We start from the raw sequence: 25081 nt of genomic DNA on the forward strand, positions 1-25081 counted from the left end.
GAAAGTTATCCACAGCCTGTGGGTTCCGGTACGACTAATGCCGCTGCCCGATCACCTGTGCCGTGAAATGCCGCCGCCCGGCGCTCCATGAACGGGGCGCCGGGCGGCAACGTACAAACCAAGCAAATCACGCGACTCAGCGCACGAACACACCAGCCTGATTCGCCAGATCCAGGAAGTACTGCGGCGCCACACCCAGCACGAGCGTGACCGCCACACCCACCCCGATCGCCGTCATGGTCAGCGGCGACGGCACGGCGACCGTCGGGCCGTCCGCCTTCGGCTCGCTGAAGAACATGAGGACGATGACGCGGATGTAGAAGAACGCCGCGATCGCCGAAGAGATCACACCGACCACGACCAGCGCGCCCGCGCCGCCCTCGGCCGCCGCCTTGAACACCGCGAACTTCCCCGCGAACCCGGAGGTGAGCGGAATGCCGGCGAAGGCGAGCAGGAAGACCGCGAAGACGGCCGCCACCAGCGGTGAACGACGGCCCAGACCGGCCCACTTGGACAGGTGCGTGGCCTCGCCGCCCGCGTCCCGCACCAGCGTGACCACGGCGAACGCACCGATCGTCACGAAGGAGTAGGCGCCCAGGTAGAAGAGGACCGAGGAGATGCCGTCCGGGGTCGTGGCGATGACACCGGCCAGGATGAAGCCGGCGTGCGCGATCGACGAGTACGCGAGGAGCCGCTTGATGTCGGTCTGCGTGATGGCGACGATCGCACCGAGCAGCATGGTGACGATCGCGACGCCCCACATCACCGGCCGCCAGTCCCAGCGCAGGCCCGGCAGCACGACGTAAAGGAGCCGGAGCAGCGCACCGAACGCCGCGACCTTGGTGGCCGCCGCCATGAAGCCGGTGACCGGGGTCGGGGCGCCCTGGTAGACGTCCGGGGTCCACATGTGGAACGGGACCGCTCCGACCTTGAAGAGCAGCCCCATCAGGATCATCGCGGCGCCGATGAGCAGCAGCGCGTCGTTCCCCATGGTGCCGGCGAGCGCCGGGTCGATGTTCTGGACGGTGCCGTCGACGACATCGGCGATGCCGGCGTACGAGACCGTGCCCGCGTACCCGTAGAGGAGCGCCACTCCGAAGAGCAGGAACGCCGAGGAGAAGGCGCCGAGCAGGAAGTACTTGACCGCCGCCTCCTGCGACATGAGCCGCTTGCGGCGGGCCAGGGCGCAGAGCAGGTACAGCGGCAGCGAGAAGACTTCCAGCGCGATGAAGAGCGTCAGGAGGTCGTTGGCCGCAGGGAAGACCAGCATGCCGCCGATCGCGAAGAGCGCGAGCGGGAACACCTCGGTGGTGGCGAACCCGGCCTTCACCGCGGCCTGTTCGCTCTCGCTGCCCGGCACCGACGCGGCCTGCGCCGCGAAGGAGTCGACGCGGTTGCCGTGCGTCGCCGGGTCGAGCCTGCGCTCGGCGAAGGTGAACACCGAGACCAGGCCGGCCAGCAGGATCGTGCCCTGCAGGAACAGCGCGGGCCCGTCCACGGCGATCGCGCCCATGGCGGCGATGCCCGCCTTGGTGGTGCCGTACCCGCCGGCCGCGAGCCCGACCACCGCCGCGAAGGCGGCGATCAGGGCGACGACGGCGGTGAACACCTGGGCGTAGTACCGCGCTTTGCGCGGCACGAATGCCTCGATGAGGATGCCGACCACTGCCGCGCCGATCACGATCAGCGTGGGCGAGAGGAGGCTGTACTCGATGTGCGGCGCGGGGATCTTGTCGACCTCTCCGGCCGCCGTTGTCCACAGGCTGTGGACGGCTGTTGCGCTCACTTGGCCGCCTCCGCCTCGGGCTTGGGGTCTTTCTTCTGTACGTCGGACATGGTGTGCCCGACCGCCGGGTTCACCAGGTCGGTGACCGGCTTCGGGTAGACACCCAGGAACAGCAGCAGCGCGATCAGCGGGGCGACGACCGCCAGCTCCCGCACCTTGAGGTCCGGCATGGCCGAGACCTCCTGCTTGACCGGGCCCGTCATCGTGCGCTGGTAGAGCACGAGGCTGTAGAGCGCGCCGAGCACGATGCCGATGGTGGCGATGATGCCGACCACCGGATAGCGCGCGAACGTGCCGACCAGGACCAGGAATTCACTCACGAAGGGCGCGAGGCCCGGCAGCGAGAGGGTGGCCAGGGAGCCCACCAGGAAGGTCCCGGCGAGCACCGGCGCCACCTTCTGCACCCCGCCGTAGTCAGCGATGAGCCGCGAGCCGCGCCGCGAGATCAGGAAGCCCGCGACCAGCATCAGGGCCGCGGTCGAGATCCCGTGGTTGACCATGTAGAGCGTCGCGCCGGACTGGCCCTGCGAGGTCATCGCGAAGATGCCGAGGATGATGAACCCGAAGTGCGAGATCGACGCGTACGCCACCAGGCGCTTGATGTCGCGCTGGCCGACGGCGAGCAGTGCGCCGTACACGATGCTGATCAGTGCGAGCACCAGGATCACCGGTGTCGCCCACTTCGAGGCCTCGGGGAAAAGACCGAGGCAGAAGCGCAGCATCGCGAAGGTGCCGACCTTGTCGACAACTGCCGTGATCAGCACGGCGACCGGGGCCGTGGCCTCGCCCATCGCGTTCGGCAGCCAGGTGTGCAGCGGCCACAGCGGGGCCTTCACCGCGAAGGCGAAGAAGAAGCCGAGGAAGAGCAGCCGCTCGGTGTTGGTGGCCATGTTCAGGTCACCGCTGGCCCGGGCCTCGGCGATCTCGACCAGCGAGAAGTTCCCGGCGACCACGTAGAGGCCGATGACCGCGGCCAGCATGATCAGGCCGCCGACCAGGTTGTAGAGCAGGAACTTCACGGCCGCGTACGAGCGTTGGGCCGCGGCGTTCTCGTCGCTTCCCGCGTGTGCCCGGTCCCCGAAGCCGCCGATGAGGAAGTACATCGGGATGAGCATGGCTTCGAAGAGGATGTAGAAGAGGAAGACGTCGGTGGCCTCGAAGGAGAGGATCACCATCGCCTCGACCATGAGGATCAGGGCGAAGAAGCCCTGGGTCGGGCGCCAGCGGCCCGCAGCAACGCTGCTGTCGGATGCGGTCCCGGTCTCCTGCGGGTCGGCGTCGTTCCAGCCGGCCGCGATGATGAACGGGATCAGCAGCGCGGTGAGCGCGATGAGCGCCACCCCGATGCCGTCCACACCGAGCTCGTACCGCACCCCGAAGTCCTTGATCCAGGAGTGCGATTCGGTGAGCTGGTAGCGCTCGCCCTTGGGCTCGAAGCGCACCAGGACGATCACCGCGAGGGCGAGCGTGGCCACCGAGACGAGCAGGGCCAGCCACTTGGCGACGGTGCGCCGGGCCGCCGGGACGGCCGCCGTGGCGATCGCCCCGAGGGCCGGCACCGCGGCCGTCGCTGTCAGCAGAGGAAAGGACATATCGATCAGACCGCCCTCATCAGCAGGGTCGCGGCAATGAGGATCGCCGTACCGCCGAACATCGATAGCGCATACGAGCGGGCGAAGCCGTTCTGCATCTTGCGCAGTCGGCCCGAAAGCCCGCCGAAGCCGGCCGCCGTGCCGTTGACGACCCCGTCGACCAGCGAGTGGTCGACGTACACCAGGGACCGCGTGAGGTGTTCGCCGCCGCGGACCAGGACCACGTGGTTGAAGTCGTCCTGGAGGAGGTCGCGGCGGGCGGCCCGGGTGAGCAGCGAACCGCGCGGGGCGGTGACCGGGACCGGACGGCGCCCGTACTGCAGGTAGGCGATGGCCACACCGATGACCAGGACCACCATGGTGGCCGCGGTGACCGTCATCGCGCTGACCGGCGCGTGCCCGTGGCTGTGACCGGTGACCGGCTCCAGCCAGTTCAGGAAGCGGTCGCCGATACTGAACAGACCACCCGCGAAGACCGACCCGAAGGCGAGCACGATCATCGGGATCGTCATCGACTTGGGCGACTCGTGCGGGTGCGGCTCGTTGCCCTCCGCATCCGGCTGCCAGCGCTTCTCGCCGAAGAAGGTCAGGAGCATCACGCGCGTCATGTAGTACGCGGTGATCGCCGCGCCCAGAAGCGTGACCGAGCCGAGGATCCAGCCCTCCGTACCGCCCTTGGCGAAGGCCGCCTCGATGATCTTGTCCTTGGAGAAGAAGCCGGACAGACCCGGGAAGCCGATGATCGCGAGGTAGCCGAGACCGAAGGTCACGAAGGTGACCGGCATGTACTTCCTGAGGCCGCCGTACTTCCGCATGTCGACCTCGTCGTTCATGCCGTGCATGACCGACCCGGCCCCGAGGAACAGCCCGGCCTTGAAGAAGCCGTGCGTCACCAGGTGCATGATCGCGAAGACATAGCCGATCGGGCCGAGCCCGGCCGCCAGGATCATGTAGCCGATCTGCGACATCGTCGACCCGGCGAGGGCCTTCTTGATGTCGTCCTTCGCGCAACCGACGATCGCACCGAAGAGCAGCGTGACCGCACCCACGATGGTGACGAGCAGCTGGGCGTCCGGCGCCGCGTTGAAGATCGCGCCCGAGCGGACGATCAAGTAGACGCCGGCGGTGACCATGGTCGCGGCGTGGATGAGGGCCGAGACCGGGGTCGGGCCCTCCATCGCGTCCCCGAGCCACGACTGCAGCGGCACCTGCGCGGACTTGCCGCACGCGGCGAGCAGCAGCATCAGGCCGATCGCCGTGAGCTTGCCCTCGCCGGTGTCGCCCACCGAGTCGTTCACCGCTTCGAAGGTGAAGGCCCCGAAGGTGGTGAACATCAGCATGATCGCGATCGACAGGCCCATGTCGCCGACCCGGTTGACCAGGAACGCCTTCTTGGCGGCGGTGGCCGCACTGGGCTTGTGCTGCCAGAAGCCGATCAGGAGGTACGAGGCGAGGCCGACGCCCTCCCAGCCGACGTACAGAAGGAGGTAGTTGTCGGCGATGACGAGAATCAGCATCGCCGCGAGGAACAGGTTCAGATAGCCGAAGAAGCGGCGTCGGCGCTCGTCGTGCTCCATGTACCCCATCGAGTACATGTGGATCAGCGAGCCCACCCCGGTGATGAGGAGCACGAACGTCATCGACAACTGGTCGAGCTGGAAGGCCACATCGGCCTTGAAGCCGCCGACCGGGATCCAGCTGAACAGATGCTGGTGCATGGCCCGGTCCTCGCCGGTCCGGCCCAGCATGTCGAGGAACAGCGATACCGCCACACCGAACGACGCGAACGCCAGGACCGTGCCGATCACATGGCCGGCCTTGTCGAGCCGGCGCCCGCCGCACAGCAGTACGGCCGCTCCGAGCAGAGGCGCCGCGACAAGCAGCGCAATCAAGTTCTCCACGATTCTTCCGACCCCTTACAGCTTCATCAGGCTGGCGTCGTCGACCGAGGCCGAGTGGCGGGAACGGAACAGCGACACGATGATCGCGAGCCCGACCACGACCTCCGCGGCGGCGACGACCATCGTGAAGAACGCGATGATCTGGCCGTCGAGATTGCCGTGCATCCGGGAGAAGGTGACGAGCGCGAGGTTGCAGGCGTTGAGCATCAGCTCGACGCACATGAACACCACGATGGCGTTCCGCCTGATCAGCACGCCGCTGGCGCCGATCGCGAACAACAGCGCTGCCAGATAGAGGTAGTTGACGGGGTTCACTTCGCGGCCTCCTCTTCCCGGTCACCGTCACGCTGCGAGATGAAAGGCTCCGCCTCGTGGCGGCCGAGCCGCTCCTCGGAGCGCTGCTCGAGCGCCTTCAGGTCGTTCAGCGCCTCGGCCGACACGTCCCGGATCTGACCGCGGTCCCGCAGGGTCTTCATGACCGTGAGCTCGGACGGGGTGCCGTCCGGGAGCAGGCCCGCGATGTCCACCGCGTTGTGCCGGGCGTAGACGCCCGGGGCCGGGAGCGGCGGAAGGTGGGTCCCGCGCACACGCTCCTCGGACATCTCCCGCTGGGTCTTGGCCCGCTCGGTGCGCTCCCGGTGGGTGAGCACCATGGCGCCGACGGTGGCCGTGATGAGCAGGGCGCCGGTGATCTCGAAGGCGAAGACGTACTTGGTGAAGATGAGGGAGGCCAATCCCTCCACGTTGCCCCCGGAGTTGACCTTCGCCAGGCCGTTGAACTCCTTCAGGGAAGCGTTGCCGATCCCGGCGATCATCAGGATGCCGAAGCCGAGTCCGCACCCGACGGCCAGCCAGCGCTGGCCCTTGATGGTCTCCTTCAGGGAGTCCGCGGCCGTGACACCGACCAGCATGACCACGAAGAGGAAGAGCATCATGATCGCGCCGGTGTAGACGACGATCTGCACGACACCCAGGAAGTACGCGCCGTTGGCCAGGTAGAAGACCGCGAGAATGATCATGGTCCCGGCGAGGCAGAGCGCGCTGTGCACGGCCTTCTTCATGAAGACGGTGCACAGGGCGCCGATCACCGCGACGATGCCGAGGACCCAGAACTGGACGGCCTCACCGGAGGAGGTGCTGTACGCGGCGAGCGCGCTCATGCCCCCACCTCCTCAGTCTCCGAAGCGGCCGCGGGCTCCTCGGCGGGCTTCTCGCCCTTGGAGACGGCGACCTGGGGCACGGTGCCGGGCGCCGCCTCGGTCACCAGGCCCCGGTAGTAGTCGCCCTCGTCCATCCCCGGGAAGATCGAGTGCGGGCTCTCGACCATGCCCTCTTCGAGCCCGGCGAGCAGCTGCTCCTTGGTGTAGATGAGGTTCGCGCGACTGGAGTCGGCCAGCTCGAACTCATTGGTCATCGTCAGCGCGCGCGTGGGGCACGCCTCGATGCACAGGCCGCACAGGATGCAGCGGGCGTAGTTGATCTGGTAGACGCGGCCGTACCGCTCACCGGGCGAGTAGCGCTCTTCCTCGGTGTTGTCCGCGCCTTCGACATAGATGGCGTCGGCGGGACAGGCCCAGGCGCACAACTCGCAGCCCACGCACTTCTCGAGGCCGTCGGGGTGGCGGTTGAGCTGGTGACGGCCGTGGAAGCGGGGCGCCGTGGTCTTCGGCTGCTCCGGGTACTGCTCGGTCAGCCGCTTCTTGAACATGGCCTTGAAGGTCACGCCGAAGCCGGCCACAGGGTTCTGGAAGCCCTGCGCCGTGTCCTTGGCATCGGCGGACGCGGATCCGCCGGACCCGCGCGGCTCGATGGACTTGCCGGACTTGTCAGGCTTCTTGGGGAGATCAGACACCGTCGGCCTCCTTTCCGTCACTCGCAGTATCTGGGGCACCACTGACAATCAACTCCCGCTCCTGGCGCGAGCGTCGTCGCGGCACGGGCGGCAGGCTCTGTCCCGGCAGCGGCGGTACGGGGAATCCGCCGGCCATCGGGTCGAAGGCGGGCACGTCCTGGGCCTCGGCCTCCGCCGACTTCTGTTCGCCCTTGCCGCGGAACATGTCGACGACGAAGGACAGGATCAGCAGGGCCAGTACGCCCCCGCCGACGTACATCACGATGTCCGCGAAGTCGTAGTTCTCGTTCCGCAGCGTGCGTACGGTCGCCACCAGCATCAGCCAGACGACCGAGACCGGGATGAGCACCTTCCAGCCGAGCTTCATCAGCTGGTCGTAGCGCACACGCGGCAGCGTGCCGCGCAGCCAGATGAAGAAGAACAGCAACAGCTGGACCTTGAGGATGAACCAGAGCATCGGCCACCAGCCGACGTTGGCTCCCTCCCAGAAGGTGCTGATCGGGTACGGGGCCCGCCAGCCGCCCAGGAACAGGGTCGTCGCGACCGCCGAGACCGTCACCATGTTCACGTACTCGGCGAGCATGAAGAGCGCGAACTTGATCGACGAGTACTCGGTGTTGAAGCCACCGACCAGGTCGCCCTCGGACTCCGGCATGTCGAACGGCGCACGGTTGGTCTCGCCGACCATCGTCACCACGTAGATGATGAAGGAGACCGGCAGCAGCATGATGTACCAGCGGTCGGACTGCGCCTCCACGATCGCCGAGGTCGACATCGACCCGGAGTAGAGGAAGACGGAGGCGAACGCGGCGCCCATCGCGATCTCGTACGAGATCATCTGCGCGCAGGAGCGGAGACCGCCGAGCAGCGGGTACGTCGATCCGGAGGACCAGCCGGCGAGGACGATGCCGTAGATGCCGACGGAGGCGACCGCGAGGATGTAGAGCATCGCGATCGGCAGGTCGGTGAGCTGCATCGTGGTGCGGTGTCCGAAGATCGACACCTGGTTGTCGGCCGGCCCGAAGGGGATCACCGCGATCGCCATGAAGGCCGGGATCGCCGCGATGATCGGCGCGAGGACGTAGACCACCTTGTCCGCGCGCTTGACAATCACGTCTTCCTTGAGCATCAGCTTCACGCCGTCCGCGAGGGACTGCAACATCCCCCAGGGGCCATGGCGGTTGGGGCCGATGCGCAGCTGCATCCAGGCGACGACCTTGCGCTCCCAGACGATGGAGAACAGCACGGTCAGCATGAGGAAGGCGAAGCAGAAGACCGCCTTGATGCCGACGAGCCACCAGGGGTCGGTGCCGAAGAGCGAGAGGTCTTCCGCAGCCAGCTGCATCTGAGCGGGGCTCATGCTTCGACCTCCACTGCTTCCGAAGTGAGGGCGGCAGGCCCGATCTTGACCAGCTCACCGGGGCGGGCCCCGGTGTCGGAGGCGACGCCCCCGCCCGTCGAGTTCAGCGGGAGCCAGACCACCCGGTCCGGCATCTCGGTGACCTGGAGCGGGAGTTGTACGGCTCCGCGCGACCCGGCGACGGAGAGCATGTCGCCGTCCTTGACGCCGGCCTCCGCGGCGGTGGCCGCCGAGACCCGGGCGACCGCGGCGTGCCGGGTGCCGGCCAGCGCGTCGTCGCCCTCCTGGAGTCGGCCCTGGTCGAGCAGCAGCCGGTGCCCCGCGAGGACCGCCTCACCGGAGGCCGGACGCGGCAACTGCGCACCCGTCTCCAGGGGTTCGGTCGCCCTCGGGCCGTCCCAGCCGCCGAGCCGGTCCAGCTCGCGCTGGATGCTGCGCTGGTCCGGCAGCGCGAGGTGCACATCCATGGCGTCGGCCAGCATGTGCAGCACGCGCGCGTCGGTGGGCGCGAGCGTCCGGGTCATCTGCTCCGGCTTGAGCGCGGCCTCGAAGGGCCTCGCCCGGCCTTCCCAGTTGAGGAAGGTGCCCGACTTCTCGGCGACGGCGGCGACAGGGAGGACGACATCCGCGACGGCGGTGACCTCTCCGGGCCGCAGCTCCAGCGAGACCACGAAGGCCTCACGAAGCGCTTCACGCGCGCGCAGCGGGTCGGGCAGGTCCGCGACCTCGACGCCCGCGACCACCAGGGCCCCGAGCTCGCCGGTGGCCGCGGCCTCGACGATCTGACCGGTGTCGCGGCCGTAGCGGTGCGGGAGTTCGGCGACGCCCCAGGCGGCGGCGACCTCCTCGCGGGCCCGCGGGTCGGTCGCCGGACGGCCGCCCGGGAGCAGCGAGGGCAGCGCGCCGACCTCGACGGCGCCACGCTCTCCGGCCCTGCGCGGCACCCACACCAGCTGGGCGCCGGTCGCGGAGGCGGCACGTACTGCGGCCGTCAGACCGCCCGCGACCGCCGCGAGCCGCTCGCCCACCACGATCACGGCGCCTTCGCCGCGCAGCGCCTCGGCCGCCTTCGCCCCGTCCTCGCCGAGCCCGACCCCGGACGCCAGCGCGTCCAGCCATTCGGTCTCGGTGCCGGGCGCCGCGGGCAGCAGCGTGCCGCCCGCCTTCTCCAGGCCGCGGGTGGCGAACGGGGCGAGTGCGAAGGTCCGCTGCTTATGCGTGCGCCAGGCCTTGCGCAGCTTGAGGAAGACGCCGGGCGCCTCCTCCTCGGACTCGAACCCGGCGAGCAGTACGGCCGGCGCCTTCTCAAGCGACGTATAAGTGACGCCACTTCCGTCGAGATCGCGGCCCCGCCCGCCGATGCGCGAGGCCAGGAAGTCGGCCTCCTCGCTGCTGTGCACGCGCGCGCGGAAGTCGACGTCGTTGGTGTCGAGGGCCACGCGCGCGAACTTGCTGTACGCGTACGAGTCCTCGACGGTGAGCCGGCCGCCGACGAGCACCCCGGCCCGCCCGCGGGCGCCGTTCAGCCCGGCGGCCGCGGCCTCCAGGGCCTCGGGCCACGAGGCGGGCTCCAGCTCGCCTTCAGCGTTGCGTACGAGCGGAGTGGTGAGCCGGTCCGGCTTCTGTGCGTAGCGGAAGCCGAAGCGTCCCTTGTCGCACATCCACTCCTCGTTGACCTCGGGGTCGTCGGCGGCGAGCCGCCGCATGACCTTGCCGCGCCGGTGGTCGGTGCGGGTCGCGCAGCCGCTGGAGCAGTGCTCGCACACGCTCGGCGACGACACAAGGTCGAAAGGCCGCGACCGGAACCGGTACGCGGCCGAGGTGAGCGCCCCGACGGGGCAGATCTGGATGGTGTTCCCAGAGAAGTACGACTCGAACGGGTCGCCCTCCCCGGTGCCCACCTGCTGGAGCGCGCCCCGCTCGATCAGCTCGATCATCGGGTCGCCCGCGACCTGGTTGGAGAACCGGGTACAGCGGGCGCAGAGCACGCACCGCTCGCGGTCGAGCAGCACCTGCGTGGAGATCGGGACCGGCTTCTCGTACGTCCGCTTCTTGCCCTCGAAGCGGGAGTCCGACTGGCCGTGCGACATCGCCTGGTTCTGCAGCGGGCACTCGCCGCCCTTGTCGCAGACCGGACAGTCCAGCGGGTGGTTGATGAGCAGGAGCTCCATCACACCCTTCTGGGCCTTCTCGGCGACCTGCGACGTGAGGTGCGTCTTGACGACCATGCCGTCGGTGCAGGTGATGGTGCAGGAGGCCATCGGCTTGCGCTGGCCCTCCACCTCGACGATGCACTGGCGGCAGGCGCCGGCCGGGTCGAGCAGGGGGTGGTCGCAGAACCGCGGGATCTCGATGCCGAGCTGTTCGGCGGCGCGGATGACGAGGGTGCCCTTCGGCACGCTCATCTCGATGCCGTCGATCGTCAGCGACACGAGGTCTTCCGGCGGAATCGCCGCCTCCCCGCCCCCGGAGGGAGCGCTAGTAGTGACCGTCATGCGTTCACCTCCGTGTGCTTGTCCGCCCAGAGAGTCGACTTGGCGGGGTCGAACGGGCAGCCCTTGCCGGTGATGTGCTGCTCGTACTCCTCGCGGAAGTACTTGAGCGAGGAGAAGATCGGCGAGGCGGCGCCGTCGCCGAGGGCGCAGAAGGACTTGCCGTTGATGTTGTCGGCGATGTCGTTGAGCTTGTCGAGGTCGGACATCTGTCCCTTGCCGGCCTCGATGTCGCGGAGCAACTGCACCAGCCAGTACGTCCCTTCGCGGCAGGGCGTGCACTTGCCGCAGGACTCGTGGGCGTAGAACTCGGTCCACCGGGTGACCGCGCGGACGACACAGGTCGTCTCGTCGAAGCACTGCAGGGCCTTGGTGCCGAGCATGGAACCGGCGGCTCCGACACCCTCGTAATCCAACGGCACATCAAGGTGCTCGTCGGTGAACATCGGCGTCGAAGACCCGCCCGGCGTCCAGAACTTGAGCCGGTGACCGGCCCGCATCCCGCCGCTCATGTCGAGCAGCTGGCGCAGCGTGATGCCGAGCGGGGCCTCGTACTGCCCGGGGTTGGTGACGTGCCCGCTGAGCGAATACAGCGTGAAGCCCGGGGACTTCTCGCTGCCCATCGACTTGAACCAGTCCTTGCCGCGATTGAGGATCGCGGGAACGGAAGCGATGGACTCGACGTTATTGACGACAGTGGGGCACGCGTAGAGACCCGCGACCGCCGGGAAAGGGGGACGCAGTCGGGGCTGACCGCGCCGTCCCTCCAGTGAGTCGAGCAGTGCGGTCTCTTCCCCGCAGATGTACGCGCCCGCGCCCGCGTGCACCGTCAGTTCGAGGTCGAGCCCGCTGCCCAGGACGTTCTTGCCGAGGTAGCCCGCCTCGTACGCCTCGCGTACGGCCTCGTGCAACCTCCGTAGTACGGGGACGACTTCACCCCGCAGATAGATGAAGGCGTGCGAGGAACGGATCGCGTAGCACGCGATCACGATGCCCTCGATGAGGCTGTGCGGGTTCGCGAAGAGGAGCGGGATGTCCTTGCAGGTCCCGGGCTCCGACTCGTCGGCGTTGACCACCAGATAGTGCGGCTTGCCGTCCCCTTGAGGAATGAACTGCCACTTCATCCCGGTGGGGAAGCCGGCGCCGCCACGTCCGCGCAGACCGGAGTCCTTCACGTACGCGATGAGGTCGTCGGGCGTCATGGCGAGGGCCTTGCGCAGGCCCTCGTAGCCCTCGTGCCGCTTGTACGTCTCCAGCGTCCAGGGCTTGTCCTCGTCCCAGAACGCCGACAGGACCGGTGCCAGCAACTTCTCGGGGCTCTCGTTGTTGATCTCGGGTGCCAACGTCATCACTCCCCCTCCTCGGCAGTCGGTCCGGCGGGGTGGGCCGGGTCGGAGGCCGAGGTCTGCTGCGGTGCGTCGTGCGAGCTGAGGTGCTCGGCGCCGGGTTCGGGCTGCCCGTCCCGGGCGGACTCCCCGCGCGGGTGCACCACACGGGGCACGGCCGCCTCGCCCTTGGCCAGCTTCAGGCCGATCAGGGAGGCGGGGCCCGCGCCGCCGGAGGCCTCGACGGCGCCCGCGCGCTCGTCCGGGAAGCCGGCCAGGATGCGGGCGGTCTCCTTGTAGGTGCAGATCGGCGCCCCGCGCGTGGGCTCGACGGGCCGCCCGGCGATCAGGTCGTCGACGAGCTGCTTCGCGGAGTCGGGCGTCTGGTTGTCGAAGAACTCCCAGTTCACCATCACCACGGGCGCGAAGTCGCAGGCCGCGTTGCACTCGATGTGCTCGAGGGTGACCTTGCCGTCCCCGGTGGTCTCGTTGTTGCCGACCCCGAGGTGCGACTTCAGCTCGTCGAAGATGGCGTCGCCGCCCATGACGGCGCACAACGTGTTGGTGCAGACGCCGACTTGGTAGTCCCCGGAGGGCTTCCTTCGGTACATCGTGTAGAAGGTGGCGACCGCGTTGACCTCGGCGGTGGTCAGACCGAGCACGTCCGCGCAGAACTGCTGGCCGGTGCGGGTGACATGGCCCTCCTCGGACTGCACCAGGTGCAGCAGCGGCAGCAGCGCCGAGCGGGAGTCCGGGTAGCGGGCGATCACCTCCTTCGCATCCGCTTCGAGCCTGGCGCGTACGTCGGCCGGGTAGTCGGGCGCGGGCAGCTGGGGCATCCCCAGGCTGACGCCCTCTTGTGAAGTGGTCACCGGTCGACGCCTCCCATCACGGGGTCGATGGACGCGACGGCGACGATGACGTCGGCGACCTGGCCGCCCTCGCACATCGCCGCCATGGCCTGCAGATTGGTGAAGGACGGGTCACGGAAGTGGACCCGGTAGGGGCGGGTGCCCCCGTCGGACACGACGTGCACGCCGAGCTCGCCCTTGGGCGACTCGACGGCCGTGTACGCCTGACCCGGCGGGACCCGGAAGCCCTCGGTCACCAGCTTGAAGTGGTGGATCAGGGCCTCCATCGAGGTGCCCATGATGTTCTTGATGTGGTCGAGCGAGTTGCCCAACCCGTCCGGGCCGAGCGCGAGTTGCGCGGGCCAGGCGATCTTCTTGTCGGCGACCATGACCGGGTCGTGCTCGGAGGAGCCGCCGACGGGCTTGAGGCGGTCCAGGCACTGCTCGATGATCCGCAGCGACTGGCGCATCTCCTCGAGACGGATGAGGAAGCGGCCGTACGAGTCGCAGGTGTCGGCGGTCGGGATGTCGAAGTCGTACGTCTCGTAGCCGCAGTACGGGTCGGTCTTGCGCAGGTCGTGCGGCAGGCCGGCCGAGCGCAGGATCGGGCCGGTGGCTCCGAGGGCCATGCAGCCGGTCAGGTCGAGGTAACCGACGTCCTGCATGCGGGCCTTGAAGATGGGGTTCCCGGTGGCGAGCTTGTCGTACTCGGGAAGGTTCTTCTTCATGGTCTTCACGAACTCGCGCAGCTGGTCCAGCGCTCCGGGCGGCAGGTCCTGGGCGAGTCCGCCGGGCCGGATGTACGCGTGGTTCATGCGCAGGCCGGTGATCAACTCGTAGATGTCGAGAATGAGTTCACGATCACGGAAGCCGTAGATCATGATCGTCGTCGCGCCGAGCTCCATGCCCCCGGTGGCGATGCAGACCAGGTGCGAGGAGATCCGGTTCAGCTCCATCAGCAGGACGCGGATGACGCTGGCCCGGTCCGGGATCTGGTCCTCGATGCCGAGCAGCTTCTCGACGCCCAGGCAGTACGCCGTCTCGTTGAAGAACGGCGTCAGGTAGTCCATGCGCGTGACGAAGGTCGTGCCCTGCGTCCAGGTCCGGTACTCGGTGTTCTTCTCGATGCCGGTGTGCAGATAGCCGATGCCGCAGCGGGCCTCGGTCACCGTCTCGCCGTCGATCTCGAGGATCAGCCGGAGCACGCCGTGCGTGGACGGGTGCTGCGGCCCCATGTTGACGATGATGCGCTCGTCGTCGGACTTGGCCGCGGACTGGACGACCTCGTCCCAGTCGCCGCCGGTGACCGTATATACGGTGCCCTCTGTAGTGGCGCGCGGCGTTGCATGGGGTGCGTGGGGAGTGGTCACGAGTACGACCTCCGCTGGTCCGGAGCCGGGATCTGGGCGCCCTTGTACTCGACGGCGATGCCGCCGAGCGGGTAGTCCTTGCGCTGCGGGAAGCCCTGCCAGTCGTCCGGCATCATGATCCGGGTGAGGGCGGGATGGCCGTCGAAGATCAGGCCGAAGAAGTCGTACGTCTCGCGCTCGTGCCAGTCGTTGGTCGGATAGACCGCGACCAGGGACGGCACGTGCGGGTCGCTGTCCGGCGCGCTGACCTCCAGGCGGAGCAGCCGGCCGTGGGTGAGCGAGCGCAGGTGGTACACCGCGTGCAGCTCGCGGCCCTTGTCCTCCAGGTAGTGGACACCGGAGACGCCGGTACACAGCTCGAAGCGCAGGGCCGGGTCGTCGCGCAGGGTCTTCGCGACCCGCACCAGGTGCTCGCGCGCGATGTGGAAGGTGAGCTCGTCGCGGTCGACGACCGTCTTCTCGATGGCGTTCTCGGGGACCAGGCCCTGTTCCTCCAGGGCGCCCTCGAGCTCGTCCGCCACCTCGTCGAACCAGCCGCCGTACGGGCGGGACGAGGCGCCGGGCAGCCGTACGGAACGTACGAGACCGCCGTAACCCGAGGTGTCGCCGCCGTTGTTGGCGCCGAACATGCCGCGCTGGACGCGGATCTCCTCGCCGTGCTCACCGCGCTGGCCGGGCAGATTGGCCGCGCCGAGGTCCTTCTCGGGGTTCACCCCGTTGGAACCGCCAGTGGACTCACTCACCGAAGCAGCCCCTTCATCTCGATCAGAGGCAGCGACTTGCGGGCCGCCTCCTCCGCCTCACGGGCCGCCTCCTCGGCGTTCACGCCGAGCTTGGAGGTCTGGATCTTCTGGTGGAGCTTGAGAATCGCGTCCATCAGCATCTCGGGCCGGGGCGGGCAACCGGGCAAATAGATATCAACCGGGACGATGTGGTCAACGCCCTGGACAATTGCGTAGTTATTGAACATTCCGCCGGAAGACGCACAAACACCCATGGAAATGACCCACTTGGGGTTCGGCATCTGGTCATAGACCTGCCGCAGAACGGGCGCCATCTTCTGGCTGACCCGGCCGGCCACGATCATCAAGTCGGCCTGGCGCGGCGATCCGCGGAAGACCTCCATGCCGAATCGGGCCAGGTCGTAGCGCCCGGCGCCGGTCGTCATCATCTCGATGGCGCAGCAGGCGAGGCCGAAGGTGGCAGGGAAGACGGATGCCTTGCGCACCCAGCCCGCGGCCTGTTCGACGGTGGTCAGCAGAAAGCCGCTAGGCAGCTTCTCTTCGAGTCCCATTGGTGCCCCTCAGCCCCTCAGTCCCATTCCAGACCGCCGCGCCGCCACACATACGCGTAGGCCACGAAGACGGTGAGCACGAAGAGCAACATCTCCACGAGCCCGAAAACCCCCAGGGCGTCGAAGGTGACGGCCCAGGGGTAGAGGAAGACGATCTCGATGTCGAAGACGATGAAGAGCATCGCCGTCAGGTAGTACTTGATGGGGAATCGCCCACCACCGGCCGGAGTCGGCGTGGGCTCGATACCGCACTCATAGGCCTCGAGCTTGGCGCGGTTGTACCGCTTTGGGCCGACGACCGAGGCTGTGATCACAGAAAAGATCGCAAAGCCGGCCGCCAGGGCCCCCAGTACGAGGATGGGCGCATACGCGTTCACCGCTCCTCGCTCCTCTCAGTCGACAGTGACTGCTTCGGCGGACAGGCCACCAAGGACCTGCGGGCGTATTCCCCGCCCCACGAAGATCGTGTTTATGTGAGGCAGTTCACAAGCCCAACTGCCCCGCATCTTATGCCTGCCGGTCTGTGATCTGCGACACGGGGTACGACAACGCCTTTGTGATCTCCACCACCTGACGAACGATCATGAAGTCGGATGAGCGGTGATCTTCATACGCGAAGCTCCGAGGTGGTCACCAAAGGTGACATCTTTGCCAGTTACCCCTGGTAGAAGGCGTGCGGCACTATCAAGGAGTGGCAGCTGCAAGCAAATTGGCGCCGCTCGGCGGGTGCTGCTAGAGGGCCTCGCGGGCGACGACTTTCGTACGTCGGGACGAGGGGGGTCGGGCACTCGCGGACCGGAGCGGGCGGTGGCCGAAGAGGGGTCGGCGGCGGCAGATGTGCGCACGCGTTCACGAGCGGATGACCTTGTGGAGCACTTCGGCTGCCCCGGCCGCCACGCTCCTTCCACGCCGACCGCCGCACTCCTTCCGCACCGACCGCCGCATTTCGGTTGCCTCGGTCTCCATTCCGTGACCTGTACGTGACCTGCGCCACTCCATTCGGGCGCCTCATTCGACGGGCTTGGCCACCGACCTCAACCGGTGGTAGGTCACCGGCAAATCGGACGTATCCCAGAAAACCCGTGATCATGGCGCTGATGGCTGCTGTCCGTATTGACCGTTACGGCGTCAATAAGGGCCGACGCGCCCGGGATTCACACAGGATCTCGACAACTGTGGCGCAGCACACGTTTCTTGAAGGGAACCCGCATGCCCTGCTAGCAGTTGTTCCCATGTCCCACACCGCTCACATACCCAGCCACCGGAAGCCCCGCCCGCAGCGCACCACGAAGCTGCGCGCCGGAGTTGCCGGTGGCGTCCTCAGCACCCTCGCGGTGGCCGGCACCACCGGAGCTGCCCACGCGGCCGAGCCGGTGACCGAGACCATCGAAATGCCCACGCTCACCACGGAGCTGGCGACGAAGGTCGCCGCCACGGCGGACGCCACCCAGCAGGCCGCCGACACCTACCAGCTGCAGGCCGAGCAGGACGCCGCAGCCGCGCAGGCCGCCAAGGACGCCAAGAAGGCCAAGGCGAAGGCCGAGGCCAAGGAGAAGGCCGAGAAGGCCGCCAAGAAGCGCGCCGCCGAGGAGCGGGCCGCCCGCTCCGCCGAGCGCACGACGCTCAGCGCCTCCGGCTCCTCCGCCTCCGCCTCCGCACAGTCGGTCGCCCCGGCCAGCGGCAGCGTCGGCACGGTCATCAGCTTCCTCAAGGCGCAGCTCGGCGACGCCTACGTGATGGGCGCCTCCGGCCCCAACGCGTGGGACTGCTCCAGCCTGGTGCAGGCCGCGTTCAAGCAGGCGGGCGTGGACCTTCCGCGCGTCTCGCAGGACCAGTCGGTCGCCGGCACCCCGGTCTCGCTGTCCAACGTCCAGGTCGGCGACATCCTTTACTGGGGTGGCGCGGGCTCCGCGTACCACGTCGGTGTCTACGTCGGCAACGGCCAGTACCTGGACGCCGCGAACCCCTCCAAGGGCGTCGTGATCCAGGACCTGTCGGGCTACCCCGCCTCCGGCGCCGTGCGCGTTCTCTGACGCACCGCCGCCAACGGCTCATGGGCCGCTGCTCCCTCGGGGGAGCAGCGGCCCATGCCGTTTCCTCAGGCCCCGCTCACGGCCGCCCGGGTCAGCGGGCCGCCCGCGTCGCCGGTGTTGAGGGTCCCGGCAGGCTCCAGGAGCAGGATCGAGGTCTCCTCCTCGGCGAGGGGACAGTGCTCGACGCCCTTCGGGACGACGTACAGCTCACCGGGGCCCAGCTCCACGTCCCCGTCGCGGAGCTGGATGGTGAGGCGGCCCGCGACGACGAGGAAGAGCTCGTCGGTGTCCTCGTGGCGGTGCCAGACGAACTCGCCCTCGAGCTTGGCGACTTTGACCTCGTAGTCGTTCACGGTGGCGATCGTGCGCTGGGCGAAGTGCTCGGTGACCTGGGCCAGCTGCTCTGCGACATTCACGGCGTTGTTCATGAAGTGAGCGTGCCGCGCGGGCATGGTCTTCTTCTTGTACGTTCCTGGCATGGGCAGCGCTCGGGACAGCAACAGCACCCGGGTCAGCGCCTGGCAGCCGCGGGTCGCGGGCATCGCCGAGGTGTTCCACGCCCACTTCACCGACCACGCCTACCCGGTGCACACCCATGACACCTGGGACCTGATGATCCTGGACGACGGATCGGTGGACTTCGGCGTCGACCGGCACCGGCACGGCGCCGCGAGCACCGGCTCGTCCTCCGGCTCGGTGATCCTGCTGCCGCCCGGCGTCCCGCACGACGGAAGGACCGTGCACGCCGGCGGCTTCCGCAAGCGCGTCCTGTACCTCGACACGAGCGTGGTCCCCGCCCACCTCACCGGTGCGGCCGTCGACACCCCCGTGCACGGCGACCCGCTGCTGCACCACCGCATCCGGAGGCTGCACACGGCGCTCGCGACGGCCGGGGACGAGTTCGAGGCCGAGGCACGGCTCGTTCTCGTACGAGAGAGGCTCCTGGGGCATCTCACGGCGGCGCCCGGACCGCGCGAGCAGGGGCGCCGGGAGGCCTCCCGACTGGCGGCCGCCCTGCGGGAGTTGCTGGATGCCCGGATATCTGCCGGAATATCCCTGAGTGAGGCGGGGACGCTGCTGCACGCCGACCCGACCCATCTGATCCGCAGCTTCCGGCAGACGTACGGCCTGCCTCCGCACAGCTACCTCACCGGCCGCCGCATCGACCTCGCCCGGCGGCTGCTGCTCACAGGAATGCGCCCGGCCGCAGTCGCCACCGAAGTGGGCTTCTACGACCAGGCGCACCTGAACCGGCACTTCACCCGGTACGTGGGCACCACGCCCACCCGGTACGTCAGGCCTTCGGGGCCACCTTCGAAAGGCCGTTGATGATCCGGTCCATCGCGTCCCCGCCCGTCGGGTCCGTCAGGTTGGCCAGCATCTTCAGCGTGAACTTCATCAGCATCGGGTGGGTGAGACCGCGCTGCGTCGCGATCTTCATGATCTTCGGGTTGCCGATGACCTTCACGAAGGCACGGCCGAGCGTGTAGTAACCGCCGTACGTGTCCTTGAGGACCTTCGGGTAGCGCTGCAGCGCCAACTCCCGCTGGGCGGGCGTCTGGCGGGCCGCCGCCTGGACGATCACATCTGCGGCGATCTGTCCGGATTCCATGGCGTACGCGATGCCCTCGCCGTTGAACGGGTTCACCATGCCGCCCGCGTCACCGACCAGGAGCAGGCCCTTGGTGTAGTGCGGCTGGCGGTTGAAGGCCATCGGCAGGGCCGCGCCGCGGATCGGCATCGTCATGTTGTCCGGGGTGTAGCCCCAGTCCTCGGGCATGGACGCGCACCAGGCCTTCAGGACCTCGCGCCAGTCCAGCTCCTTGAAGGCGGCGGAGGAGTCGAGGATGCCGAGCCCGACGTTGGACGTGCCGTCGCCCATGCCGAAGATCCAGCCGTAGCCGGGCAGCAGCCGGTCCTGGGCGCCGCGGCGGTCCCACAGCTCCAGCCAGGACTCCAGGTAGTCGTCGTCGTGCCGCGGGGACTTGAAGTACGTCCGTACGGCGACGCCCATGGGGCGGTCGTCGCGGCGGTGCAGACCCATCGCGAGCGACAGGCGGGTGGAGTTGCCGTCCGCGGCGACCACCAGCGGCGCGTGGAAGGTGACCGGGGTCTTCTCCTCGCCGAGCTTGGCGTGCACACCGGTGATGCGGCCCGTGCGGTCGTCGACGATCGGGGCGCCGACGTTGCAGCGCTCGTGCAGCCGGGCGCCCGCCTTCTGCGCCTGGCGGGCCAGCTGCTCGTCGAAGTCGTCGCGCTTGCGGACGAGTCCGTAGTCCGGGAACGAGGCGAGGTCCGGCCAGTCGAGCTGGAGCCGGACGCCACCACCGATGATGCGCAGGCCCTTGTTCCGGAGCCAGCCGGCCTCTTCGGAGATGTCGATGCCCATGGACACCAACTGCTTGGTGGCCCTCGGCGTGAGCCCGTCACCGCAGACCTTCTCCCTGGGGAAGGCGGTCTTCTCGAGGAGCAGGACGTCGAGTCCGGCCTTCGCCAAGTAGTACGCGGTCGTGGAGCCGGCCGGGCCGGCCCCGACGACGATCACGTCCGCCGTCTGGGCCGTGTTGGTGGCGGGGGGCTGCAGCTCGGTCACGGCGGGTTCTCCCCTGGGCGTAAGAATTTTGCGTGTCAAGCGCGCTGGACACGTGCAGTCTATGGGGGCGTACTGATCACAGAACTGAAGGGCTGCCCCGCATGACCCCTCCGCGTAATGAGACGGCTCCTGTCATCCGGCTGCGCGTCCCCACCGAAGAGGACGCCTACGCCTGGCACGAGGTCTTCAACGACCCGGAGGTCATGGAATTCCACGGCGGCAAGGCGGCCGAGCTCTCCTTCTACGAGGAGCTGACCGCCCGGCAGCGCAAGCACGACGCCGAGTTGGGCTTCTGCTTCTGGACCGTCCTGGACGAGGACGACCAGGTGCTCGGCTTCGTGGGCGCCCAGCCCTGGCCGCACGAGACGGGCCCGGTCGGCGAGATCGAGATCGGCTGGCGGCTCGCCCGCGCGGCCTGGGGCCGGGGCATCGCCACGACGGCGGCCCGGATGACCCTTGAGCGGGTGCGCGCGGCCGGGGTGTCGAACGTGGTCGCGATGGTCAACGCCCGCAACGAGCGGTCGATCGCGGTGATCCAGCGGCTCGGCATGGAGCTGGCCGAGCGCTTCACGACGTCGGGCGGGCTCGAGGGGCACCGGTACACGCTGGTGCTGTAGCGGCCCCAACCTCCTTGTCCCCCAAGCCGGTTGAGTTCTGACCGGGCGCTTCCGGGCACGCCACGGGCCGTCTACGCTTCCGGTACGGCTGGGGGTGACGCATTGCCCAGGAAACCACCCAAGGCACCCGAGGTGCGGGTCCCGAAACTGGTCGGCCTGATGGCCGAGGACGCACGCGAAGAGGCATCGCTGCACGGCTTGGTGCTCGAGGCGCCGAGCCGCCCCGACTTCCTCGATCTGATCACCGATTACGTCGTACGTCAGATACCGCTGCCCGGCGCCGAGGTCCCCTGGGGCTCGCCCGTCGTCGTCTGGTTCGACTTCGGCGAGGGTGAGGGCGAGGGCGGGGCCGGGGTGCGCGAGCCCCGGACGCCGAAGCCGCCGAGCGGCGGGATGCGGCGGGAGATCCCCGAACCTGAACCCGGGGCGAGCGGGGAGTGGGTCATTCCGGCGCACTGATCCGGGGACGTACCCCTCCAGAGATCCGGGGACGTACCCCCCAGAGATCCGGGGACGTACCCCCCCCCAGAGGTCAGAAGACCGAGAGGCCGGTCAGCGTCGTGAAGCGGTCGAGCGCCGCCACGCCCGCCACCGAGTTGCCGCGCTCGTCGAGGCCCGGGCTCCACACGGCCAGGGTGCAGCGGCCCGGCACCACCGCGATGATGCCGCCGCCGACGCCGCTCTTGCCGGGCAGGCCGACGCGGTACGCGAAGTCGCCCGCGGCGTCGTAGGTGCCGCAGGTCATCATCACCGCGTTGATCTGCTTGGCCTCGCTGCGGGTCAGCAGCCTGCTGCCGTCGGCCAGCAGGCCGTGGCGGGCCAGGAACCCGGTGGCCAGGGCGAGATCGGCGCAGCTCAGCACGGTCGAGCACTGCCGGAAGTAGTGGTCCAGGAGCCTCGGGACCGGGCCGCGGATCCGGCCGTACGACGCCATGAAGTGGGCCAGCGCGGCGTTGCGGTCGCCGTTCGCGGTCTCGGAGCGGGCCACTTCCTCGTCGAAGCCGACCTCACAGTTGCCGGTCTCGGCGCGCAGGAACTCCAGGAGCGTGCCGGCCGCGTCGCCGGTCAGGGCCTGCAGACGGTCGGTGACGGCGAGGGCGCCCGCGTTGATGAACGGATTGCGCGGAATCCCGTTCTCGTACTCCAACTGCACCAGGGAGTTGAAGGGGTTGCCGGAGGGTTCGCGGCCGACGTGCTCCCAGAGCGCGGCACCGTCCCTGGCGAGGACCAGGGCCAGCGTGAAGACCTTCGTGACGGACTGCGCGGAGAACGGGGTCTGCCACTCCCCCACCCCGTACACCTTGCCGTCGAGGTCGGCGATGGCCATGCCGAAGCGGTGCGGGTCGATGCCGGCGAGGGCCGGGATGTAGTCGGCGGAGCGGCCGCGGCCGGGGAGCGCGGCGATCTCCTCGGCGATCTGGTCCAGTACGTCCTGGTAGTTCAGGTCCGGCACCAGGCTCACCCGGCTACGCCTTGAAGCCGCGGTGCAGCGCGACCACACCGCCGGTGAGGTTGCGCCAGGCGACCTTGTCCCAGCCGGCGCCCTGAAGACGCTTGGCGAGCGCGGGCTGGTCGGGCCACTCGCGGATCGACTCGGCGAGATAGACGTACGCGTCCGGGTTCGAGGACACCGCGCGGGCGACCGGCGGCAGCGCGCGCATCAGGTACTCGGTGTAGACCGTGCGGAACGGGGTCCAGGTGGGCTGGCTGAACTCGCAGATGACGACGCGGCCGCCGGGCTTGGTGACGCGGTACAGCTCGCGCAGGGCCTGGTCCGTCTCCTGTACGTTCCGCAGGCCGAAGGAGATCGTGACCGCGTCGAAGACGTTGTCCTGGAAGGGCAGCTTCGTCGCGTCGCCCGCGGTGAGCGGGAGGTGCGGGTTGCGCTTCTTGCCGACCTGGAGCATGCCGAGCGAGAAGTCGCAGGGGACGACGTACGCGCCCGCCTGGGCGAAGGGGAGGCTCGACGTCGCGGTGCCTGCGGCGAGGTCGAGGATCTTCTGCGCCGGGCGCGCGTCGACCGCCCTCGCGACCTCCTTGCGCCAGAGGCGGGCCTGGCCGAGGCTCAGCACGTCGTTGGTGACGTCGTACTTCTCGGCGACGCCGTCGAACATCTCGGCGACTTCGTGGGGCTGCTTGTCCAAGGATGCGCGGGTCACGGTTGCCATTCTGGCAGGGCATGGGGCGGTGCCCCTGGTTGCCCCCTGGTGTGGCGGGACGCTGTGAGGGCGCTCACGGCTTCTTGAGGGAGCGGAGGAGCTGGGCGAGGCTCTCCGGGGTGGTGGTCAGGCTGGATTTGGGGGTGTCGCTTTCGCGGAGGTGGATGGTGGCGTGGGTGGTCGCGAGTTCGAGGCAGGCGTTGCCGTCGCCGCCACCGGAAAAGCTCGACTTCTGCCAGTTCATCGCTTACCTCAATGTTCCTTGGCCATGTGGTGGATGAAATCCCGTGACCGCTCGGGGGTGAGCGACACTTCCTCCAGCCTATGGAAAAGTGTTCGAAAGCGGGCCAGTTGGGCCTCGGAATCAAGGAACGCCGTGCCATGGGGCGCATCTCGCAGGACGGTGTCCAGCCGAGGGATCACGCCGCCCATGTGCACCATGGCACTGCTGGAACCGGCGAAACCGTCCAGGTCGTAGGGGATGACCCGAACCGTCACATGCTCCGCCGTGGAGAGTTCGAGGATGCGGGTGAGTTGAGTGCGGTAAGCAGTGCGGTCGCCGACTCGGAATCGCAGGGCTGATTCGTGGATCAGGGTCTCGTACGGGATCGGATTCTCACCCTCGATGACGGTACGGCGACGCATGCGGTGGCCGACGCGAGGTTCCAGTTCGCTGGCCGGAAGTTCGGGGACCCGGAACGAGAAGAGCGCGCGAGCGTAGTCCTCTGTCTGGAGCAGCCCTGGCACCTGGAGGAAATCCACATCACGCCGCCACGTCGCATGCCACTCCAGCTCGGACAGGTCCAGGAAGGGTGCGGGCAGCACCCCTCGGTACTCCTCCCACCAGCCACGAGTCCGGTCCGTCGCCATCGTCACGAGCGCATCGATCAGCGCCCCGTCCGTGCAGGTGTAGTGGGAGGCGAGTCGGCGTACTCGCTCCTCACTGACACCTGCGAGGCCGAACTCGATCTGACTCATCTGGGCGGAACTCGCTCCGAGCAACGCTGCGGCCTCGGTCGCCTTCAGGCCTGCGGCATCCCGAAGTCTGCGTAGTTCAGCGCCCAGACGGACCTGCCGTGCCGTCGGGTGTCGCCTGATGGGCATTCACCAACTCCCTTACAGAGGTGCCCCATTCGGGTGCCAGATTACGCGAACAGCTTGCGCCGTATTGAATTTTAGCCCTACCGTCGGTGACGCGTCGCAAACGCTGCGAGACCGGGACCCCGGAAGCGCACCGCCCCGTCATGCCATGACGAAGGTGACACTGCCACCGCCCAGCCGTCCGCCGCGCGCCAACAACTCCTCCCTCACTCAACGGAGTTCGTCATGCCGCAAAACGAAGACCCAGGGGAACCCTGGGAGTACACCCTGTACATCCCGCACACGCCACGCGCGGTGACGGTCTGCCGCCACACCCTGCGCCACATCCTGGCCCTGCACGGTTTGCCTCACCTGGCCGACCTCGCGGAGCTCCTCGCGTCGGAGCTGATCGGCAACGCGGTGCGCCACACCAAGGGCCCGGCGGCGCTGCGGCTGCGTTGGGCGGGTGGCGTCCTGCGGGTCGGGGCGTGGGACGCGGACCGCACACCGCCCACTCCGCCGCTGGGCCTGGCTGCAGATGACGCGGAGGAGGGTCGCGGCCTCAACCTGGTCCGCGCCTGCGCCGGCACCTGGGGCTGGCATCCCCTGACTTCGAATGGCGACCACGGCAAGTACGTGTGGTGCGAACTCGGCGCCGCGTAGCGAGGTAGGAGCGAAAAGCCTGATTGCGTGGCTGGTGGGGGTGGGTGGTTGCGCGGACCTCCGTCTGTTTCGTCGCTGCCTGCGGGTGCTCTGCGGGCTGGCTTTCCCCAACT

General features: G+C 68.5%; 25 protein-coding genes. 5 read left to right on the forward strand and 20 right to left on the reverse strand.

Features of this window, described 5'->3' with window-relative positions; genetic code table 11:
* Positions 1 to 136: 136 nt before the first annotated feature.
* The 14 genes from nuoN to OG430_RS21485 are packed head-to-tail and all read right to left on the reverse strand — an operon-like array spanning position 137 to position 16200.
* Positions 137 to 1786 carry an NADH-quinone oxidoreductase subunit NuoN gene (gene nuoN / locus OG430_RS21420; protein WP_327354164.1) on the reverse strand — a complete coding sequence of 550 codons (1650 nt, stop codon included), beginning with the start codon at positions 1784 to 1786 and terminating at the stop codon, positions 137 to 139.
* Positions 1783 to 3378 (reverse strand): NADH-quinone oxidoreductase subunit M, encoded by a 1596-nt coding sequence (locus tag OG430_RS21425; protein WP_327354165.1) that lies wholly within the window; start codon positions 3376 to 3378, stop codon positions 1783 to 1785. Before OG430_RS21425 ends, nuoN begins: the two co-directional genes overlap by 4 nt.
* Before the next feature lie 5 nt (positions 3379 to 3383).
* Positions 3384 to 5279, reverse strand: a complete 1896-nt coding sequence (gene nuoL / locus OG430_RS21430) for an NADH-quinone oxidoreductase subunit L (protein ID WP_327354166.1) — start codon at positions 5277 to 5279, stop codon at positions 3384 to 3386.
* Positions 5280 to 5294: 15 nt separating this feature from the next.
* Positions 5295 to 5594 carry an NADH-quinone oxidoreductase subunit NuoK gene (gene nuoK / locus OG430_RS21435; protein WP_327354167.1) on the reverse strand — a complete coding sequence of 100 codons (300 nt, stop codon included), beginning with the start codon at positions 5592 to 5594 and terminating at the stop codon, positions 5295 to 5297.
* Positions 5591 to 6439 (reverse strand): NADH-quinone oxidoreductase subunit J, encoded by an 849-nt coding sequence (locus OG430_RS21440; protein ID WP_327354168.1) that lies wholly within the window; start codon positions 6437 to 6439, stop codon positions 5591 to 5593. Before OG430_RS21440 ends, nuoK begins: the two co-directional genes overlap by 4 nt.
* Positions 6436 to 7089 (reverse strand): NADH-quinone oxidoreductase subunit NuoI, encoded by a 654-nt coding sequence (nuoI, locus tag OG430_RS21445; protein ID WP_327359177.1) that lies wholly within the window; start codon positions 7087 to 7089, stop codon positions 6436 to 6438. Before nuoI ends, OG430_RS21440 begins: the two co-directional genes overlap by 4 nt.
* A gap of 34 nt (positions 7090 to 7123) precedes the next feature.
* Positions 7124 to 8491, reverse strand: coding sequence for an NADH-quinone oxidoreductase subunit NuoH (gene nuoH, locus OG430_RS21450; protein ID WP_327354169.1), 1368 nt, complete (start codon positions 8489 to 8491; stop codon positions 7124 to 7126).
* Entirely contained in the window at positions 8488 to 10986 is a 2499-nt protein-coding gene (locus tag OG430_RS21455; protein ID WP_327354170.1) for an NADH-quinone oxidoreductase subunit G, read from the reverse strand. The genes nuoH and OG430_RS21455 overlap by 4 nt, the downstream gene beginning before the upstream one ends.
* The gene (gene nuoF / locus OG430_RS21460) at positions 10983 to 12332 is read right to left on the reverse strand and encodes an NADH-quinone oxidoreductase subunit NuoF (protein ID WP_327354171.1); all 1350 of its coding nucleotides are present in this window, start codon (positions 12330 to 12332) and stop codon (positions 10983 to 10985) included. The genes OG430_RS21455 and nuoF overlap by 4 nt, the downstream gene beginning before the upstream one ends.
* Positions 12332 to 13147, reverse strand: coding sequence for an NADH-quinone oxidoreductase subunit NuoE (gene nuoE, locus OG430_RS21465; protein ID WP_327359178.1), 816 nt, complete (start codon positions 13145 to 13147; stop codon positions 12332 to 12334). Before nuoE ends, nuoF begins: the two co-directional genes overlap by 1 nt.
* A 29-nt stretch (positions 13148 to 13176) precedes the next feature.
* The gene (locus tag OG430_RS21470; protein WP_327354172.1) at positions 13177 to 14529 is read right to left on the reverse strand and encodes an NADH-quinone oxidoreductase subunit D; all 1353 of its coding nucleotides are present in this window, start codon (positions 14527 to 14529) and stop codon (positions 13177 to 13179) included.
* Complete coding sequence (locus tag OG430_RS21475; protein WP_327354173.1) at positions 14526 to 15272, reverse strand: NADH-quinone oxidoreductase subunit C; 747 nt, start codon at positions 15270 to 15272, stop codon at positions 14526 to 14528. The genes OG430_RS21470 and OG430_RS21475 overlap by 4 nt, the downstream gene beginning before the upstream one ends.
* The gene (locus OG430_RS21480; protein ID WP_327354174.1) at positions 15269 to 15823 is read right to left on the reverse strand and encodes a NuoB/complex I 20 kDa subunit family protein; all 555 of its coding nucleotides are present in this window, start codon (positions 15821 to 15823) and stop codon (positions 15269 to 15271) included. The genes OG430_RS21475 and OG430_RS21480 overlap by 4 nt, the downstream gene beginning before the upstream one ends.
* Before the next feature lie 17 nt (positions 15824 to 15840).
* On the reverse strand, positions 15841 to 16200 hold the full coding sequence (locus OG430_RS21485; protein WP_327354175.1) for an NADH-quinone oxidoreductase subunit A: 360 nt from the start codon (positions 16198 to 16200) through the stop codon (positions 15841 to 15843).
* A gap of 855 nt (positions 16201 to 17055) precedes the next feature.
* On the opposite strand from OG430_RS21485, the gene OG430_RS21490 reads away from it, so the two are divergent.
* Positions 17056 to 17856, forward strand: a complete 801-nt coding sequence (locus OG430_RS21490; RefSeq protein WP_327354176.1) for a C40 family peptidase — start codon at positions 17056 to 17058, stop codon at positions 17854 to 17856.
* Positions 17857 to 17921: 65 nt separating this feature from the next.
* Here OG430_RS21490 and OG430_RS21495 read toward each other — a convergent pair whose 3' ends face one another.
* A complete protein-coding gene (locus OG430_RS21495; RefSeq protein ID WP_327354177.1) occupies positions 17922 to 18284 on the reverse strand; it encodes a cupin domain-containing protein in 363 nt (120 codons plus the stop codon).
* A 49-nt stretch (positions 18285 to 18333) separates the two neighbouring features.
* Here OG430_RS21495 and OG430_RS21500 point away from each other — a divergent pair, with 49 nt between their 5' ends.
* Positions 18334 to 19185, forward strand: coding sequence for a helix-turn-helix domain-containing protein (locus OG430_RS21500; protein ID WP_327354178.1), 852 nt, complete (start codon positions 18334 to 18336; stop codon positions 19183 to 19185).
* Here OG430_RS21500 and OG430_RS21505 read toward each other — a convergent pair.
* Positions 19151 to 20440, reverse strand: coding sequence for a geranylgeranyl reductase family protein (locus tag OG430_RS21505; protein WP_442816728.1), 1290 nt, complete (start codon positions 20438 to 20440; stop codon positions 19151 to 19153). The genes OG430_RS21500 and OG430_RS21505 overlap by 35 nt on opposite strands.
* Positions 20441 to 20550: 110 nt before the next feature.
* Between OG430_RS21505 and OG430_RS21510 the strand changes: the two genes are divergently transcribed.
* Together OG430_RS21510 and OG430_RS21515 are read left to right on the forward strand one after the other, a co-directional pair.
* Positions 20551 to 21066, forward strand: a complete 516-nt coding sequence (locus tag OG430_RS21510) for a GNAT family N-acetyltransferase (RefSeq protein WP_327354180.1) — start codon at positions 20551 to 20553, stop codon at positions 21064 to 21066.
* Between the two features lie 159 nt (positions 21067 to 21225).
* Positions 21226 to 21525 (forward strand): PASTA domain-containing protein, encoded by a 300-nt coding sequence (locus OG430_RS21515; protein ID WP_327359179.1) that lies wholly within the window; start codon positions 21226 to 21228, stop codon positions 21523 to 21525.
* A gap of 73 nt (positions 21526 to 21598) precedes the next feature.
* On the opposite strand, the gene OG430_RS21520 is transcribed toward OG430_RS21515, so the two are convergent.
* From OG430_RS21520 to OG430_RS21535, 4 genes are all read right to left on the reverse strand, one after another.
* A complete protein-coding gene (locus OG430_RS21520; RefSeq protein ID WP_327354181.1) occupies positions 21599 to 22528 on the reverse strand; it encodes a glutaminase in 930 nt (309 codons plus the stop codon).
* 4 nt (positions 22529 to 22532) lie between these two features.
* A complete protein-coding gene (locus OG430_RS21525; protein ID WP_327354182.1) occupies positions 22533 to 23225 on the reverse strand; it encodes a demethylmenaquinone methyltransferase in 693 nt (230 codons plus the stop codon).
* 73 nt (positions 23226 to 23298) lie between these two features.
* The gene (locus tag OG430_RS21530; RefSeq protein WP_327354183.1) at positions 23299 to 23469 is read right to left on the reverse strand and encodes a DUF397 domain-containing protein; all 171 of its coding nucleotides are present in this window, start codon (positions 23467 to 23469) and stop codon (positions 23299 to 23301) included.
* Between the two features lie 8 nt (positions 23470 to 23477).
* Positions 23478 to 24329, reverse strand: a complete 852-nt coding sequence (locus tag OG430_RS21535; RefSeq protein WP_327354184.1) for a helix-turn-helix domain-containing protein — start codon at positions 24327 to 24329, stop codon at positions 23478 to 23480.
* Between the two features lie 222 nt (positions 24330 to 24551).
* Between OG430_RS21535 and OG430_RS21540 the strand changes: the two genes are divergently transcribed.
* The gene (locus OG430_RS21540; protein WP_327354185.1) at positions 24552 to 24968 is read left to right on the forward strand and encodes an ATP-binding protein; all 417 of its coding nucleotides are present in this window, start codon (positions 24552 to 24554) and stop codon (positions 24966 to 24968) included.
* Positions 24969 to 25081 lie beyond the last annotated feature (113 nt).

Source organism: Streptomyces sp. NBC_01304 (assembly GCF_035975855.1).
GTDB lineage: Bacteria > Actinomycetota > Actinomycetes > Streptomycetales > Streptomycetaceae > Streptomyces.